This window comes from Proteus sp. PR00224 (genome assembly GCF_016238105.1).
Lineage (GTDB): Bacteria > Pseudomonadota > Gammaproteobacteria > Enterobacterales > Enterobacteriaceae > Proteus.
In genome coordinates this window covers 1-16,071 of record NZ_JAEHQU010000002.1, presented here as the reverse complement: position 1 = coordinate 16,071, position 16,071 = coordinate 1, and the positions used below count along the sequence as shown (strand labels likewise).

Annotated in this window: 12 protein-coding genes and 1 tRNA gene; 3 read left to right on the top strand and 10 right to left on the bottom strand. The window is 39.1% G+C overall.

Annotated features, from left to right (window positions below; translation table 11 throughout):
- Window positions 1-9: 9 nt before the first annotated feature.
- The 6 genes from JEP71_RS03440 to ttrS form a co-directional block, all read right to left on the bottom strand.
- Window positions 10-789 (bottom strand): PhzF family phenazine biosynthesis protein, encoded by a 780-nt coding sequence (locus JEP71_RS03440; RefSeq protein ID WP_198619812.1) that lies wholly within the window; start codon window positions 787-789, stop codon window positions 10-12.
- A gap of 163 nt (window positions 790-952) precedes the next feature.
- Window positions 953-2,488, bottom strand: coding sequence for a peptide MFS transporter (locus tag JEP71_RS03435; protein WP_099075795.1), 1,536 nt, complete (start codon window positions 2,486-2,488; stop codon window positions 953-955).
- Window positions 2,489-2,908: 420 nt separating this feature from the next.
- Window positions 2,909-4,117 (bottom strand): multidrug efflux MFS transporter MdtG, encoded by a 1,209-nt coding sequence (gene mdtG, locus JEP71_RS03430; RefSeq protein WP_198619813.1) that lies wholly within the window; start codon window positions 4,115-4,117, stop codon window positions 2,909-2,911.
- A 272-nt stretch (window positions 4,118-4,389) separates the two neighbouring features.
- Window positions 4,390-5,331, bottom strand: a complete 942-nt coding sequence (locus tag JEP71_RS03425; protein WP_198625769.1) for a Kdo(2)-lipid IV(A) acyltransferase — start codon at window positions 5,329-5,331, stop codon at window positions 4,390-4,392.
- A gap of 74 nt (window positions 5,332-5,405) precedes the next feature.
- On the bottom strand, window positions 5,406-6,008 hold the full coding sequence (ttrR, locus tag JEP71_RS03420) for a tetrathionate respiration response regulator TtrR (RefSeq protein ID WP_075673842.1): 603 nt from the start codon (window positions 6,006-6,008) through the stop codon (window positions 5,406-5,408).
- A 10-nt stretch (window positions 6,009-6,018) separates the two neighbouring features.
- Window positions 6,019-7,782, bottom strand: coding sequence for a tetrathionate respiration histidine kinase TtrS (gene ttrS, locus JEP71_RS03415; protein ID WP_198619815.1), 1,764 nt, complete (start codon window positions 7,780-7,782; stop codon window positions 6,019-6,021).
- A gap of 177 nt (window positions 7,783-7,959) precedes the next feature.
- On the opposite strand from ttrS, the gene ttrB reads away from it, so the two are divergent.
- From ttrB to ttrA, 3 genes are read left to right on the top strand one after another with little or no spacing between them, the layout of a single operon-like run.
- On the top strand, window positions 7,960-8,703 hold the full coding sequence (gene ttrB, locus JEP71_RS03410) for a tetrathionate reductase subunit TtrB (protein ID WP_072068548.1): 744 nt from the start codon (window positions 7,960-7,962) through the stop codon (window positions 8,701-8,703).
- Window positions 8,700-9,728, top strand: coding sequence for a tetrathionate reductase subunit TtrC (ttrC, locus tag JEP71_RS03405; RefSeq protein WP_198625768.1), 1,029 nt, complete (start codon window positions 8,700-8,702; stop codon window positions 9,726-9,728). The genes ttrB and ttrC overlap by 4 nt, the downstream gene beginning before the upstream one ends.
- Window positions 9,721-12,801 carry a tetrathionate reductase subunit TtrA gene (gene ttrA, locus JEP71_RS03400; RefSeq protein ID WP_198619817.1) on the top strand — a complete coding sequence of 1,027 codons (3,081 nt, stop codon included), beginning with the start codon at window positions 9,721-9,723 and terminating at the stop codon, window positions 12,799-12,801. Before ttrC ends, ttrA begins: the two co-directional genes overlap by 8 nt.
- A 270-nt stretch (window positions 12,802-13,071) precedes the next feature.
- Here ttrA and JEP71_RS17655 read toward each other — a convergent pair whose 3' ends face one another.
- The 4 genes from JEP71_RS17655 to JEP71_RS03380 all read right to left on the bottom strand — a co-directional run bounded on the left by JEP71_RS17655 (window position 13,072) and on the right by JEP71_RS03380 (window position 15,761).
- Entirely contained in the window at window positions 13,072-13,674 is a 603-nt protein-coding gene (locus JEP71_RS17655; protein ID WP_198619818.1) for a response regulator transcription factor, read from the bottom strand.
- Between the two features lie 294 nt (window positions 13,675-13,968).
- Window positions 13,969-14,223, bottom strand: coding sequence for a biofilm formation regulator BssS (bssS, locus tag JEP71_RS03390; RefSeq protein ID WP_064720401.1), 255 nt, complete (start codon window positions 14,221-14,223; stop codon window positions 13,969-13,971).
- A gap of 211 nt (window positions 14,224-14,434) precedes the next feature.
- Entirely contained in the window at window positions 14,435-15,487 is a 1,053-nt protein-coding gene (gene pyrC, locus JEP71_RS03385; protein ID WP_198619819.1) for a dihydroorotase, read from the bottom strand.
- Between the two features lie 198 nt (window positions 15,488-15,685).
- Window positions 15,686-15,761: transfer RNA gene (locus tag JEP71_RS03380), tRNA-Asn, on the bottom strand.
- Window positions 15,762-16,071: the final 310 nt, after the last annotated feature.

Genomic DNA, 16,071 nt, shown 5'->3' with positions numbered 1-16,071 from the left:
CGTCTGTAATTAAAAGGTTATTTCGCCAGTTAAAAAGAGTGCAGCATCTCCTGTTAGTAAAACGCGATTATCTTTTAATTCACAGTCGATATTTCCACCTCGTTTTGAAACTTGTCTTGCTTGTAACTGTGTTTTATTGAGTTTATTACCCCAAATTGGGGCTAATACACAATGCGATGTGCCTGTAACAGGATCTTCATTCACGCCTTTTACGGGCGCAAAGAAGCGAGAAATAAAGTCAAAAGGAGCATGACCTTTAGCTGTGATAATAACGCCAGGTAAAGGCAACTGTGCGATTTGAGTGAAATCCGGTTGGTAGTTAATGACAGTTTCTGGATCAGATAAAAAGCAAACATAACGATCACGCGCTTGCCAAACTTCATCTATTTGTAATGCTAATTTTTCTTCAAGCGCTGATTTTATATCGTTATTTAATGTCGCGGGTATAGCTGGAAAATTAAGTGTAAAGAGAGATCCTTGGCAAGAAATAGTGAGCTCACCTGAAAGAGATTGGAATTTAAAGAGCTTATTAGGAGACTGTTTTATCGTTTTTAGTACAAAAGCTGTGGCTAATGTTGCGTGTCCACAAAGAGGAACTTCAATTTTAGGTGTAAACCAACGAATATGATCACCAACTAAAAAAGCGGTTTCAGGTAAATTAATCTCACTAGCAAGTGTAATTAAGGTGTCATCAGGCAACCACTCTTCTAACAAAACGACAGCTGCGGGATTTCCTGAAAAAGGCAGAGAGGAAAAAGCATTAACATAATAAATAGGAAGAACTGTCATCGTATTACCTTAGTGATAAACTACCAATAAATAGAAGGTAATGAGATTAAGTGTTTTAAATATTGGGTGCAATACTTAAAAACAGCGTTACAAATTGTAGGATATAAAAGCAAAAAGCCATGTCTAAGTAATTAGACATGGCTTTAATAATTAACGCATTAGATTAAGCTTGTGCTTTCTCTTTGCTATCTGCACTTTGTAAAAGTTTACGAACTGGAATAATCAGTGCAGCAAGAACAACAGCACAAATAACCAGAGCGATAGAAACATGAGAGAAGAAATCAGGCATTACATCCAGTTTGTCTGGACGGATATTTCCACCCATTAAACCTGCTGCCAAATTACCTAATGCACTTGCACAGAACCATAATCCCATCACCTGACCACGCATTTTAGCAGGCGCTAAAATAGTCATAGTGGCAAGACCAATTGGGCTTAAGCATAATTCACCTAATGTCAGTAATAAGATACTGCCAATTAACCAAAGAGGTGAAACGCCTTGTCCTGTTGCAATAACGCTTTCAGATGCAAACATCATGACGGTAAAGCCACCCGCTGCAAATAAAATACCAATCACAAACTTAGTCATACTGCTTAAATTCATATTCTTACGTGCCATCATTGGCCATAACCAGCTAAATACAGGTGCAAGAATAATAATAAACAGGGCGTTAACAGACTGGAACCAAACTGCTGGGATCTCGAAACCCATAAAGTTTAAGTCAGTATAGTCGTTGGCAAATAAGTTAAATGATGTTGGTTTTTGTTCGAATGCAGACCAGAAAAGGGCTGCTGAAACCAATAAGAGGAAACAAACAAATAAGCGAGAACGGTCACTACTACTTAATCCAGCAAATAGGAATAAATAGATAAAATAAGCGATAACACTACCTGAAATTACATAGACCATAAAGTTAGCCACAACAACTGGGTTAAAAGGAATAACACCAGAAATAATAAGGCCAACAATTGCTATAAGAACGACAGATAACGCTAAGATCCATTGACCGACATTACGACGAACGACGGTTGGGCGATCCCAACTTGAATCTAAACCGACTTCGCTATCAAAGCGACGCATGGTCGGTACTGCGTAAAAGCGGAAAATCAGTAACGCAACAAGCATACCAATCCCACCGATACCAAAGCCCCAATGCCAGCCATAATCACGCACTAAGAAACCCGTGATGAGTGGTGCAATAAATGAGCCCATATTGATACCCATATAAAATAAGGAGAATCCACCATCACGGCGAGTATCATCCCTTTTATATAAGGTTCCTACCATCACAGTTACGCAGGTTTTAAATAGCCCTGTACCCAATACAATCAGTAATAAACCGATAAAGAACAGATCTTGTGACCAAAACGCTGAAAGTGCGATGGATAGGTGCCCTAATGCAATAAAGATAGAGCCATACCATACAGCTAGGCGCTGACCTAACCAGTTATCAGCCAGCCAACCTCCTGGTAGCGATGTTAAATAAACACCGCCTGCGAAAATACCCACAATAGCAGATGCCTGCTCTCTGGGGATTTCCATGCCACCCTCATAAACGGTTGCCGCCATAAATAGAATTAATAATGGGCGAATACCATAGAAAGAAAAGCGTTCCCACATTTCGGTGAAGAAAAGGGAGCTTAATGGATATGGGTGGCCAAAGAAAGTTCGGCTAGATTTTGAGTGAGTAGATTGCATCTTAAATTCCCAAAAAAAACCTCTACAGGTCGTTTGCAAGTAAAAAGAACAAAATATCAGCTAGTGGTGAAACAAAATTATTTCATTCTGTTATCAATATCCACTGCATTTAATTAATATATTTTTAACATACTTTTGTCAGAATTTAGTGACTAAAAGTATATTTAATACTTTATAAACCATTTTTTGGTGCAAAAGTCGATAAAAATCTCATTTTGCAATAGTTAACCTTGCAATTTTTTGAAAAAAGAGGACAAGAAAATTTTATAGGTCTTAACAAGCAGGGGGTGAGAATGTTCTTAATAAACAATAAATTACAAAAAATAGAATAAAAAAAATAACAATTAAGCCTTTAAATGTAAAAGTGTAATTTTTTGAAGAAAAAAAACTATTAACTAATCTAATTTGTAGATTTTTTGACTACTTTTCTTGTGGTGTTCTAAAGCTTAACCAAGAATAAATTAGATTAAAAAAGACAACGGCTGCGGTGAAATAAAAAACAGCTCTAAATCCATAGCTTGCAGCGACAAAAGCCCCCATTAACGGTCCCGTAACATTTCCAACATCTCTTAGTGCTTGGTTATAGCTGAAAATTCGACCCGCAATAGCAGGGGTAATGTTATAAAGAATAAGCGTTTGTACCGCAGGTAACATGGCTGCGTTGACCGCACCAAGTAAAAAACGTAGCGCGCCAAGTTCCCAATAACTACTGACCAGTGCCATTGGAATTAACATAAAAATAGAGAGTCCGAGGGTAAAAAGAAGGACTTTATCAGGACCAATTCGGTCACCTAATTTACCAAAACGAGGTGCGCTAATAAGTGCAGCAATACCAGGTACAGAGGCGACAACACCACTGATAAAGGCAAGGTTGCTAACTGAACCTGTTAATTCACGAATATAAAGTGTCAAAATAGGCGTAACGGAGCCTGTTGCTACTTGAATGATCATCGTAGTGAAAAATAGGCATACAACGAGTCTTTTATTTTTAAGTGATGAGAATACTTGTTTGGTGGTCAGTGCGTCTTTTTTAGAAACAGGTGTAAAGTTTTCACTGACAAAAAAGAGGGTGACTAAAAAGCAAATAAATAAAACGGCAGAAGTAATAAAGAAGACAGGACGTAAACCATAGAGATCGGCAAGCATACCGCCAATTAAAGGACCTATTAATGCGCCACTCACTGCACCTGTTGAAAGTGTTCCTAATGCCCAGCCGCTTTTTTTAACTGGAACCTGAGTGGCAATTAACGCATTTGCATTCGGAACAAAGCCACCTAATATACCCAGCAAGGCTCGCAATACTAATAATTGCCATATATTTTGAGCAAACCCAATTAATACCATCACAATCGCCATACCAAGGGCAGAACGTAACAGCATTAATTTTCGACCTTTTCTATCTGATAATTTCCCCCAAAAAGGTGCTGCAATGGCAGAAAAAAGGAAAGTAATACTAAATGCAACACCTGTCCAAAGATTAAGCTCTTCGTGATCGGTTATACCCAGTTCTTCTACATATAAAGGAAGAAAGGGCATGATCAAACTAAAACCAGCGCCAGTTAAAAAACAGCCAAACCAGACAATATAGAGATTACGTTTCCAAGAGTTATTTCGGGGCTTGAGATCCATGTTACTCCTTTAGCCGAGAACGAGAGAGTAAACCAAGAAAATAGGCTGACAATAACCGTAGCGATGTTGGGCGTGGCAACAACGAGTCGGTTTTCTTATTTTATGATGAATAAGAATATAGCCATGATACAGAATAAGTGCGATAGGTCTTGCTCTTATAATGTGTTTTGCAGGAGTTTACAGCTTATGCTGTTATTGATTTTATTATTGTTATTTCAGTGTATTGCAATATAACAAAGTGGCTGTTTTATTTCAAAACAGCCACTTTGTCGTTAGTGTACTTTCTTTATTTCGTTATATAAGGAAGCGTCACCTTCTGGGCGAGTTTTAAAGCGACGATGTAACCACATATATTGGTCTGGCGCGCGTAAAATCTCTTGTTCAACGACTTTATTCATCGCTCTCGCGGTATTTTCCTCATTATCAGTAGGAAAATCAGCAACAGGTGGCGATATAATTAATTCATAACCCTTGCCTTCAGGTAAGCGTTTTGGGGTAAATGGAATTAATGCGGGCTTGCTCGTTTTTGCCAGAATATAAGTTCCCGTTGTTGTTGCCGCTTTATCAACTGCAAACAAAGGCACAAAAACACTTTTACGAGGACCATAATCATGGTCAGGTGCATACCAAATAATTTCACCTGCTTTTAAACTACGGATCATGCCTTTGACATCTTTTCTGTCAATCATAAATTTATTAGAACGTAATCGACCCCATGTTTGTAGCCAGTCCATAACGGGATTATCGTTAGGGCGATAAACACCAACGCCAGGATTACAAATACCAAAAATCCTAGCACCAAGCTCTAGTGTCAGAAAATGGATCCCAATAAGTAAGATCCCTTGTCCTGAGTCTTTAACCTTTTTGATATTTTCAAGCCCACTGACTTTAAACCAACGTTTGACACGCCACTCTGGCCAAAACCACGCCATACCCGTTTCGAATAATCCCATACCAACAGATTCAAAATTTTTATTAACTAAGGCTTCTCGTTCACTTTTTGGCATCTGTGGAAAACAGAGTTCAAGATTACGTTCCGCTATTTGGACACGTTTTTTTAAAAAAACTTTCGAAAAACGGCCTAGGCGCGTACCTAGCCAATAAATGACAGGATAAGGAAGGAGAACCAGAATATAGAGTAATCCGATCCCGAACCAAGTCAGCCAATATTTAGGATGCAAAAATGATTTTTTAAATGGAGGTGACTTTATCATAAGCCTATCTATTTACTATTTTTCCAATGAATATCTTATATTGTGACACTTTTTAGCGCAGATAAGAAATTTTGTCATAAATTAGGTGAAATTATTTCGATACCTTGTAATGCCGTCACCAATTCGGCAATATTTTTAGCTGCCATTTTGTCCATCACTTTTGCTCGATGAACTTCGACAGTTCTTATTGAAACACAAGCAACTTCCGCAATTTCTCGGTTCATTAATCCTTGAATAACATAATAGGCAATGTCTTTTTCTCTTGGGGTTAATGAAGCATAACGGCGACGAATATCATGTGCGGTAAAACGCGTATTGGTTTCAAGAAATGCTGCATCTAAAGCAGATAACAACGCATTGCTATCAACGGGTTTTTGTAGAAAGTCGATAGCTCCTTTTTTGATCTCTTCAACTGCCATGGGGATATCGCCATGACCAGTTAAAAAAATCACAGAAAGGGTGCTGTGCTTATCAATTAAATGCTGGTGGACTTGCCTGCCATCGGGTTTTGGCATTCTCATATCTAACAATACAACACCTTGCTGATAGAGATTGACATTGTTGATAAAGAACTCGCTATCATTCCAGACATGGGCTGAATAACCTAAGCTTTCTAATAAAAACTGACAAGCATCAGTGACAGCAAGATCATCATCAACAAGATGAATTGTTGGCATTTTTTCTCCGTTATTTATTTTTGTTAGGGAAAATAAGTGTGATTTTTATTCCAACTTTATTTTGTTCATTCTTTTGGTTTTCAATATGAATATCAGCACCTTGAGAAAGCAATAAACGTTGGCAAATCACCAAACCTAACCCAAGTCCTTCCGTTTTTGTTGTTTGGAATGGGGAAAAGGGCTGTTCAAGTTGGCTGTGGCTCATTCCACCTGCATCATCTTCAATGACTATAAGTAACCTATCAGGAGCCTTATGGGTGCTAATTTTTAGTTCGTTAGCGCCAGCTTGGAGACTGTTGGTGATTAAATTCGATAAAATTTGCTCTAATAATGTTTCGGGTAAACACAGGGTATCATGTTCATCAATATGGGTGATCAGTGAAACCTGTGGGTATTTGTCTTCTACGCGTAAAAGCTTCCAAATATGTTGGGTACACTCTGCAATATTTTGATGAGAAAGCAAAATGGTATCAGTATTAGGTGTTTGTTTTCCAACCCATAAGCGTAGATTTCTAATGATATCAGCGCCACGTTGCGCCTGCTTATCTATTTGTTGCAATGCAGGTAGCAATGGGTGCGATTCATTCTCTCTTTTGAGGCGAATAACGCTCCCTTGCGCATAGCTTTTAATAGCAGAAAGTGGCTGATTAAGCTCATGAGCAAATCCTGATGCCATTTCTCCCAATATATTTAAGCGTTGAGCGTGTTCTAACTCTTCCTTTTGCTGTCTTAATCGATTGTGAGCGTGTTCCAGTTGGCGACTACGACGCCTAACTAAATAGCTGATCCAGACTTGGTTTAGGATGAGAAAAAGGATAGCCGCCAATGAAAGACCAATAATAAATTGGTGCTGAATAGCCCAACTTTGCGCATCTTGCCAAAGCTGTCTTTGGCGAGGATGTTGGTTGACTTCCCTTAATAGCTTTTCAACTTGTGTATGTGAAGCAGGGGCTCCCCATTTCATCGGTTTACTATCATCGGTGAGTAAAACGCGAGTGACTTTATCAACAAGTTCATCAGGTACGGTATCTAGTGCTGCGAATGACCAATTAGGGTAGAGCGGTGTACTGGTTAAACATGGCGTATTGGTTTGATAGGAAATCAAGGGGCGGTAATCACTTTTACGAATAAGCCCTTCGCTATCCATATTTTCCAGTAAACAGACGGGAATAATTGCCGCATTAATATCCTCATCTCGTAATAGATAAAGTAAAGCATCCGCCGGAAAACCCGTGAAACGCAATGTGAAATCTTTATCAGGATCAATTCCGTCTTCTCGTAGCGCTTTGTAACCTAAAAGATAGCCGCCAAAGGCATCAGGGGCAATGGCGCCAACGCGTTTTCCGATTAATTCATGTGCAGAAGTAATCGGGCTATCGTTACGGACGAGAATTAGGCTACCAATGACATTTCGTGTCGTGTTATCAGGCTCATAGCCAGAACGTAAAGAGAGCAACCAGCGTAATGGAAATGCATTATCTAATTGAATAAATTGCGCAGGATTTGTGAGTAAGAAATCAACACTTTTCTTCGCAACTGCTAATTTCATCTCCTCCAGATTTAATGGCATTAACACAAAGTTTTCTGACGGAAATTGTTCATTTAATGTATCAACAAGTGGATGCCAGTGTCTTTGAGTGGACGCATCACCACGTAGTGCTAAAACACCGATTGTCCACTCTTTTGCTGTGGCTTGTAGAGGAAGTACAAAAAAGAGCAGCAATAACCCGATACTTACTGCGTTTCTTATCCCAATTGTCTGTTTTATCGTCATAAATATCTAATATTAAATATTGTCTTGGATCAAGTTCGCACTTGGTATGTGGTAAACCACAATAGGTGTCATCTTCAGTAATTTTTACAATGCACTTATAACAAAACACATACTTTTTAATTTCTATTTCCTTCACTCATAGTGAGATTGTGTTATTGAGTGATGCTGGAGACAAATATGGATCTTGGAAAACGAAAATTTTTACAACAATTAGGGGTCCTTACTGCGGGTGCTTCACTGGTTCCTTTAGCTGAAGCCGGCATTAAATTATCACCTGAGCGTCGTGAGGGCTCGGAAGATAAACGCTACGGTATGCTGATTGATTTACGCCGTTGTGTAGGATGCCAGTCCTGTACTGTGAGCTGCAACATCGAAAATCAGACGCCTCAAGGACAATTTAGGACGACAGTAAACCAATATCAGGTTGCTATCAAGGGGCAAGAAGGGATAACCAACGTCTTACTGCCTAGATTGTGTAACCATTGTGATGAACCACCTTGTGTGCCAGTTTGTCCTGTTCAAGCGACTTTCCAACGTAAAGACGGCATTGTCGTCGTTGATAATGAACGTTGTGTCGGTTGTGCTTATTGTGTTCAAGCATGTCCTTATGACGCACGTTTTATTAATCACTCAACACAAACAGCAGATAAATGCACTTTCTGTGCACATCGCCTTGAAGTTGGATTATTGCCTGCGTGCGTTGAATCTTGTGTTGGCGGTGCTCGTATTATCGGCGATATGAAAGATCCTAATAGCACTATCAGCAAAATGCTACGTACACATGAAAAAGAGCTTAAAGTATTAAAACCAGAAAGCGGTACATTGCCACAAGTTTTCTATCTCGGCCTCGATGATGCATTTGTACAACCGTTAGCAGGTCAAGGACAACCCGCATTATGGCAGCAGGAGGTTCACTCATGATCCCGCAAATTTCTCAAATTCAAGAAGTCATCGCGATCCCTCAAGAATATTTTTGGTTACCTTGGGCTGTGCAATATTTCTTTTTTATCGGTATTGCTTGTAGTGCAACGCTTTATGCGTGCTGGCAGTGCTGGAAAGGCGGTGCAGGTAATCAACGTTTAGAAGCGGTTGCTGTCTTTATTGCGGTAACAGCTGGCATTACAGCACCTCTTGCTTTAACGGCAGATTTACACCAAACAGCACGCGTGTGGCACTTCTATGCTTATCCAACACCGTGGTCTTGGATGGCATGGGGATCACTATTACTGCCATTGTTCTCAGTATTTAGCATGCTTTACTTTGCTGCGATGGTCGTTCGTTTAGTCTGGAAGCGTGAATACAAATTAACTCGTTGGGTAGCATTAGCTTGCTCATTAACTGCGATTGGTTTGTTGTTATATACAGGCCGCGAAGCCTCTATCTTAAAAGCAAGGCCTGTGTTGTATACCTACTGGTTACCAATACTGTTGTTCTTTAGTGCAATGCAAGTACTACCGACATTACTCGCATTAGGCACACGTCGTGAACCTGTACATCAGCGTGAATTAGCAATGTGGTTTGTGAGTTCACTGATGTTATTAGCAGTATGTACGGGCTTTTGGGTTGCAGGCGATACGATTTCAGGTCAGGCAATTAGAGAACAATTAGTAATGGGAAGCCTTGGCTGGTGGAGTGCCATGGGCGTTATCGTACTATGGGGTATCTCTGTTGCGATGGGACTTTTGATGGCAAAACAAGTACGTTCGGTTGCGTTTATTACCATCATGGCATTTGTATCAATGGGACTTGCGTGGGTATTACGTTGGTTGATGTTGATGGGTGCTCAATACATTCCAAAATATAACATAATTACAAACCCTTATGAGTTTACGCTAGGTAATGATGGATTGATGGCAATTGTTGGTACATTTGGATTGTGGATAGCGTTAACTATTTTATTTAGAGAAAGTATTCGTTGGGTTGTCAGGAGAGTGCAGCATGGCTAAGTTTACAAGACGTCAATGGCTTAAAGGTGGGTTAGTTATCGGTGGTATTGCCGCATTTGCTGCCAGCTACCGTGATGTTGCTAAACGTGCCATAGATGGTTTAGTTGATGGCACATCAGGTAAAGTGACACTTGATAGGATCAATGGAAACTCGTTATTACCTGAAGGTAAAGTTGTAAAAGACGCAAAATGGCAAGCGAATACAGATCAATCTGTTTGTATGACGCAATGCTTTGGTTGCTGGACACAATGCGGCGTTCGTGCCCGTGTTGATAGAGCCAATAATAAAGTTTTACGTATTGCAGGTAATCCTTATCACCCACTTTCTCATGATCATCATTTTGGCTATAACATGCCAATTAAAGAAGCATTTGAAAAAATGGGTGGTGAAAGTGGTTTAGAAAACCGCTCTACGGCGTGTGCTCGTGGTGCAACCATGATGGAAAGCCTTGATAGCCCAACACGTATTCTTGAGCCGATGAAACGCGTGGGTAAGCGCGGTGAAGGTAAATGGAAACGCATTAGTTTTGAGCAGTTGATCCAAGAAATTGTTGAAGGTGGCGATCTCTTTGGTGAAGGCCATGTTGATGGCTTACGCGCCATTCGTGATTTAGAGACTTTAATCGATCCAAAACAACCGGCTTTAGGCCCTAAAGCTAATCAATTATTAATGACAAATGCGGGTGATGATGGTCGAGATACGTTTATTCGTCGCTTTGCTCAAAACTCATTTGGTAGTAAAAACTTTGGTGCTCATGGCTCTTATTGTGGATTGGCGTACCGTGCTGGCTCTGGTGCGTTAATGAACGATTTAGATAAAAACGCCCACGTTAAGCCTGACTGGGATTACGTTGAATTTGCACTATTTTTAGGAACATCACCAGCACAATCAGGTAACCCATTTAAGCGTCAAGGTCGTCAGTTAGCTAACGCACGAATTCGTGATTCGTTTAACTATGTGGTTGTTGCACCTGCTTTACCTTTAACAACAACATTAGCTAACGATCATGGGCATTGGGTTCCAGTTCAACCGGGAACGGATGCCGCTTTAGTTATGGGGATGATCCGCTGGATCATTGAAAACAATCGCTACAATGCAGAATATCTGTCAGTACCAAGCGAAGTTTCAATGAAAAATATGGGTGAGAAGAGCTGGACGAATGCGACTCACCTTGTGATCAGTGATGAAAAACATCCTTTGTCAGGACAAATGCTGACAACTGCACATTTTAATGATGTTGCAGAAGGGGAAGAGCAAACCTTGGTTTTATCACTTGAAGGTGAATTAGTTCCATCGACCCAAGTTAATAAAGCACAATTGTTTGCTACGCATACTGTGACATTAAAAACGGGTGCTACCGTTACGGTTAAATCAAGTTTCCAATTACTTGATGAAGCGGCTAAACGTATGACACTGGCAGAATATAGTGAGCGTTGTAAAGTACCAGAAACAACAATCGCTGCATTAGGTCGTGAATTTACCGCTTATGGACGAAAAGCGGCGGTTATCTCTCATGGCGGTATGATGGGCGGTAATGGTTTCTATACTGCATGGAGCGTGATTATGCTGAATGCGCTAATAGGTAACTTAAACCTTAAAGGTGGAGTATCTGTTGGTGGCGGTAAGTTTAATGGTGCAACCGATGGGCCATGTTACAAAATGGATAGCTTTAAAGGTAAAGTTAAACCAAAAGGCATGGTGTTATCACGCAGCAAAGCCGCCTATGAGAAATCTGATGAATACCGTGAGCGTATAGAGAAAGGGGGATCCCCATATCCAGCAAAAGCACCTTGGTATCCGTTTGCTGCTGGACAATTAACTGAGCAGCTAGGCTCTGCATTAGCAGGTTATCCTTATTCATTAAAAGCATGGATAACGAATATGACCAACCCTATTTATGGGATTGCGGGTATTCGCCAAGTGATGGAAGAGCGCTTGAAAGATCCGAAGCACCTACCTTTGATTATTGGTATTGATGCTTTTATGAATGAAACAACAGCGCTGGCAGATTATATTGTTCCTGATACACATAACTTTGAGAGTTGGGGATTTAGTGCGCCTTGGTCTGGTGTTCAAACTAAAGCAAGTACAGCACGCTGGCCGATTGTTGAACCTCGTGTTGCAAAAACAGCTGATGGTCAGCCAATTTCAATGGAAGCATTCTGTATTGCTGTTGCAAAAGCCTTAGATTTGCCAGGCTTTGGTGAGAAAGCAATCGAAGATATGGAGGGTAACTTCTATCCAATCAATAGTGCAGAAGATTACTATTTACGCGTTGCCGCTAATATGGCGTTTATGGGGGAAAAACCTGTTGCCCCTGCAACCAATGAAGATATTTTATTAAGTGGTGTAGACCGTATTTTACCTGCGATAACATCAACATTAAAAAATGAAGAAGTTCTTCAAGTTGCCTATATCTATACACGAGGCGGTCGTTTTGCCCCTTATGACAAAGCGTGGAATGGTGAAGAAACTGGACCTCAGTGGAAAAAACCATTACAAATCTGGAATGAAGAAGTGGCTAAAAACCATCATGCAATAACAGGTGAACGTTATAGTGGTTGCCCGACTTATTATCCACCACGTTTATCGGATGGTAGTGATATTCATCAGCATTATCCTGAAGAGCAGTGGCCATTAAAATTAATGTCCTTTAAGTCTCATGTGGTGAGTAGTTCAACAGGCATGATCCAGCGTTTAAGAATGGTAAAACCGAGTAACTTAGTCGCAATTAATCCTCAAGATGGTAAAAAATGGGGGGTTAATCATGGTGATAAAGTTCGCATTGTTACACCCGGTGGACAAGTGGAAGCTGAGATTAGTTTACTTGATGGCGTAATGCCGGGCGTTTTAGCGATTGAACATGGATATGGGCATCAAGAGTTAGGCTCTCGTCAGCATTATTTAGATGAACAACCATTACCGATGGATAAAGGCATTGGCAACGGTATCAACCTTAATGATTTAGGGTTTGCTGATCCAACACGTCAAATCACTAATACATGGTTAGATTGGGTATCTGGTGCATCTGTGCGTCAAGGTTTACCAGCTAAGATTGAGCGCATAGCTTAATTATCGATTTGGTATTTTAAATAATCACTTCACTCTTTATTAAAAGAAGAGTGAAGTGATTGCATAACAAATCAGTTTTACTTTATCTTTTATAAGATAGAGCTATATCAGTTTAATTATTTTAATATCATATGTATCCTACATACATAATATTATAATAAATTTAAGGTGGTCAACACGCATATTAGCCACCTCATTTACAGGGAGTAATAATAGGAATTGGATTCCTTTTTTCTTCTGTTTGTTTTTTTTGATTGAAATGTAATAGGATTATTTCTCATATATGTATTTTAAAATATTATATATGAAAAATAATTCAATTCGATTTTTCACATTAATTTTTTCGGTAATATGCCTTTTGTGTGAATATACTGTACTACTACTAATGGATAGTTTTTTAGCAATTTGATGATTAGGTATTTCATTCATCCAATAATTAATAATTTTTTGTTCTTGTGAACTAAAAATAGAACATAATGAATGTTTATAGGTCGGAAAGTAAACTTGGCATCGAGAAGTGAACAAAGATGTCTTTTCAAGCACCCAAGGAAGTATCTTCTTCGGAAGGATAAAACAGTTATTTGTCAATGCGATAGGTCTTTCTTTGTCTGGGTAGTTAGCATCAATATAAAGATAAAGCCGACAGCTTCTTGTTGAAATAAAAAAAAGTTGCAAATGCGGGCAATGTGCTACTTCTCGACAATATCTTGTGAGATCAATAAATATAATATCTGGCATTGAGTGATTAATATAACTATTGGCTTCTTGTATAGATGATATGTCAATTATTTCATGTCTTAGATTTCTCTTCGAAAAATAATGTTTTATACCATTACGAGTAAAAAAACATTCATCAATAATTAATACTTTCACAAATAACTTCCTTGTTTGTAGCTGTTTTAATTTATTAAAATAAAGATAACCTTATTTTATGTCAATTCGGCTTATATGTTATTTTTCTGAAGATATATCGAATAAAAAGGTTATGATTATTTTTTCATTAAATGAAAGTTGATTTATTAATATGGGCAATTATTTGCATGCAGTAAGAGCTGGTTTATATATTGATATAAATAATATGTGATAGAGGACTGTAGGGAGATAAAATGAGAACAGGAGTACCAAGTACTCCTGTTTTACGTTCGCTAACTTTTCTAGATCTTTTTATTAATGTTTGGTGTTGTCTGAAACAGAATCTTCAGATGATTCAATTTTATCAATGCCAGCTTGAAGAATATGAATCAACTGCTTAGCTATGTCTGTTGTGAGCCAAAGTGTCTTATCTACAACTGCATTTTCTGGATGATGTTCGTTTTCAGGAAGATAATGTAAACGCAACATCATGGCATCGTAGATGTCAACGGTACTGATGTCCCAGCCTACAACAGGATGTGTCTGAATAACTTCATTTTTTCTACTCATAATACCTCCTAATCATACAACCGGTTTTGACTAAGAGAGAAGCTCCCACACAAAGTGGTTACTTTTCAGTATACGAGATTTATCGTGATTAAAAAGATAAATTTTGGTTATAACAAAAAAATGTGTACTGGCTCTGATAAAAGAGTAATGCACCATTAACAGTCGAACAAATGTTATATGGTGCATTTTAGATAAATATCAAGGGGGAGAATTAATCGACAGTGATATCCCAATGAATATTTTCATTCGCTAAGAAAGGAATAAGCGCTTCATTACCACAAAGGATTTGTGCTGGAGCCTCAACAGTTTTTTCAGTTAATGTGATTGTTCCTTCATTAACGGGTAAACCATAAAAACGCGGACCATTTAGAGAACAGAAGGCTTCAAGGTGTTGTAATGCATTGAGTTCTTTAAATACGGTTGCGTAGGCTGCCAGTGCGGTTGGTGCATTAAATACCCCAGCACAACCACAAGATGATTCTTTGCGGTGCTGTAAGTGAGGTGCTGAATCTGTACCTAAGAAAAAGCGAGAGTTTCCTGATGCAACTGCTTCTCTTAGTGCTTCTTGGTGAACGTTGCGTTTAAGAATAGGCAAGCAATATAGGTGAGGTTTAACACCACCAACTAACATATGATTGCGGTTAAACATCAAATGTTGCGGAGTAATGGTAGCACCGAGAAATTCATTTCCTTCTAATACATACTGAGCGGCTTCTTTAGTTGTAATATGTTCAAAAACAATTTTTAGCTCAGGAAATTGCTTGCGTACAGGAGACATAACGCTATCGATGAAACGTGCTTCTCTATCAAAAATATCAATGCTTGAGGCGGTTACTTCGCCGTGGATCAGCAATGGCATTCCGATTTTTTCCATCACACTTAAGATTGGATAAATCTTTGTGATATCGGATACACCATGACTTGAGTTAGTTGTTGCATTCGCAGGATAAAGTTTACAAGCAGTAAAAACACCTTGTAAGAAACCTTGCTCTACTTCTGAAGGCAATGTGCTATCTGTTAAATAGCAAGTCATTAACGGTTCGAAGTTATCGCTGGCAGGAATAGCCGCTTTGATGCGATCACGGTAAGTGCGAGCCGCTTCAATCGTTGTAACAGGTGGAACAAGGTTTGGCATGACAATAGCTCTGCCAAAATAGCGACTGGTATAAGGAACAACAGTTTTTAGCATGTCATCATCACGAAAGTGAACATGCCAATCATCAGGACGGCGAATAGTGAGGGTGATAGGTTGTGCAGTGGTCATATACCGGCTCCGTGTGTCTTAGGAAAATCGAAAGATCAAGGATTGGATTGGACTAGATAGTCAAGCCGGAAACGAATGCTAATACGAAAACGATTAAATAGCTACCATTTAATCGTATTTTTTTATTATGTTTTTGAAATTATGTAAGGTGAAACAGAGAATAAAATCAAGAAGTTACGAGGGTGACACAAAAAGAAATGGCTCCTCCAACTGGACTCGAACCAGTGACATACGGATTAACAGTCCGCCGTTCTACCGACTGAACTATGGAGGAACATCATTAAGTGGCGTGTATCATATAGTGGGTGATTTGATATGTCAAAGGACAATCGACGATATTTGTTTAAGTGCATAGATAAACAACATATTGTGTGTTTCTAAAACAGATAATCTAATAATGAGGTGGTGAACTCGTTTAAATGGCTATTTTTTTCACACTGAAGACTAAAAATAAAGATAAAAAATAAAGAGATAACGTATTTGAGACCATGTTGGGCTCTGAAAAATAAAATAGATAGAAAAATGAGAAAGGTATTGATAATAGAGAAGGTGGAAAGCAAAAAGCCCGCACTGTAATAGCGCGA

Coding starts and splice junctions, on each gene's coding strand:
- JEP71_RS03440 (WP_198619812.1), bottom strand. CDS start 789: ATGACAGTTCTTCCTATTTATTATGTTAATGCTTTTTCCTCTCTGCCT.
- JEP71_RS03435 (WP_099075795.1), bottom strand. CDS start 2,488: ATGCAATCTACTCACTCAAAATCTAGCCGAACTTTCTTTGGCCACCCA.
- mdtG (WP_198619813.1), bottom strand. CDS start 4,117: ATGGATCTCAAGCCCCGAAATAACTCTTGGAAACGTAATCTCTATATT.
- JEP71_RS03425 (WP_198625769.1), bottom strand. CDS start 5,331: ATGATAAAGTCACCTCCATTTAAAAAATCATTTTTGCATCCTAAATAT.
- ttrR (WP_075673842.1), bottom strand. CDS start 6,008: ATGCCAACAATTCATCTTGTTGATGATGATCTTGCTGTCACTGATGCT.
- ttrS (WP_198619815.1), bottom strand. CDS start 7,782: ATGACGATAAAACAGACAATTGGGATAAGAAACGCAGTAAGTATCGGG.
- ttrB (WP_072068548.1), top strand. CDS start 7,960: ATGGATCTTGGAAAACGAAAATTTTTACAACAATTAGGGGTCCTTACT.
- ttrC (WP_198625768.1), top strand. CDS start 8,700: ATGATCCCGCAAATTTCTCAAATTCAAGAAGTCATCGCGATCCCTCAA.
- ttrA (WP_198619817.1), top strand. CDS start 9,721: ATGGCTAAGTTTACAAGACGTCAATGGCTTAAAGGTGGGTTAGTTATC.
- bssS (WP_064720401.1), bottom strand. CDS start 14,223: ATGAGTAGAAAAAATGAAGTTATTCAGACACATCCTGTTGTAGGCTGG.
- pyrC (WP_198619819.1), bottom strand. CDS start 15,487: ATGACCACTGCACAACCTATCACCCTCACTATTCGCCGTCCTGATGAT.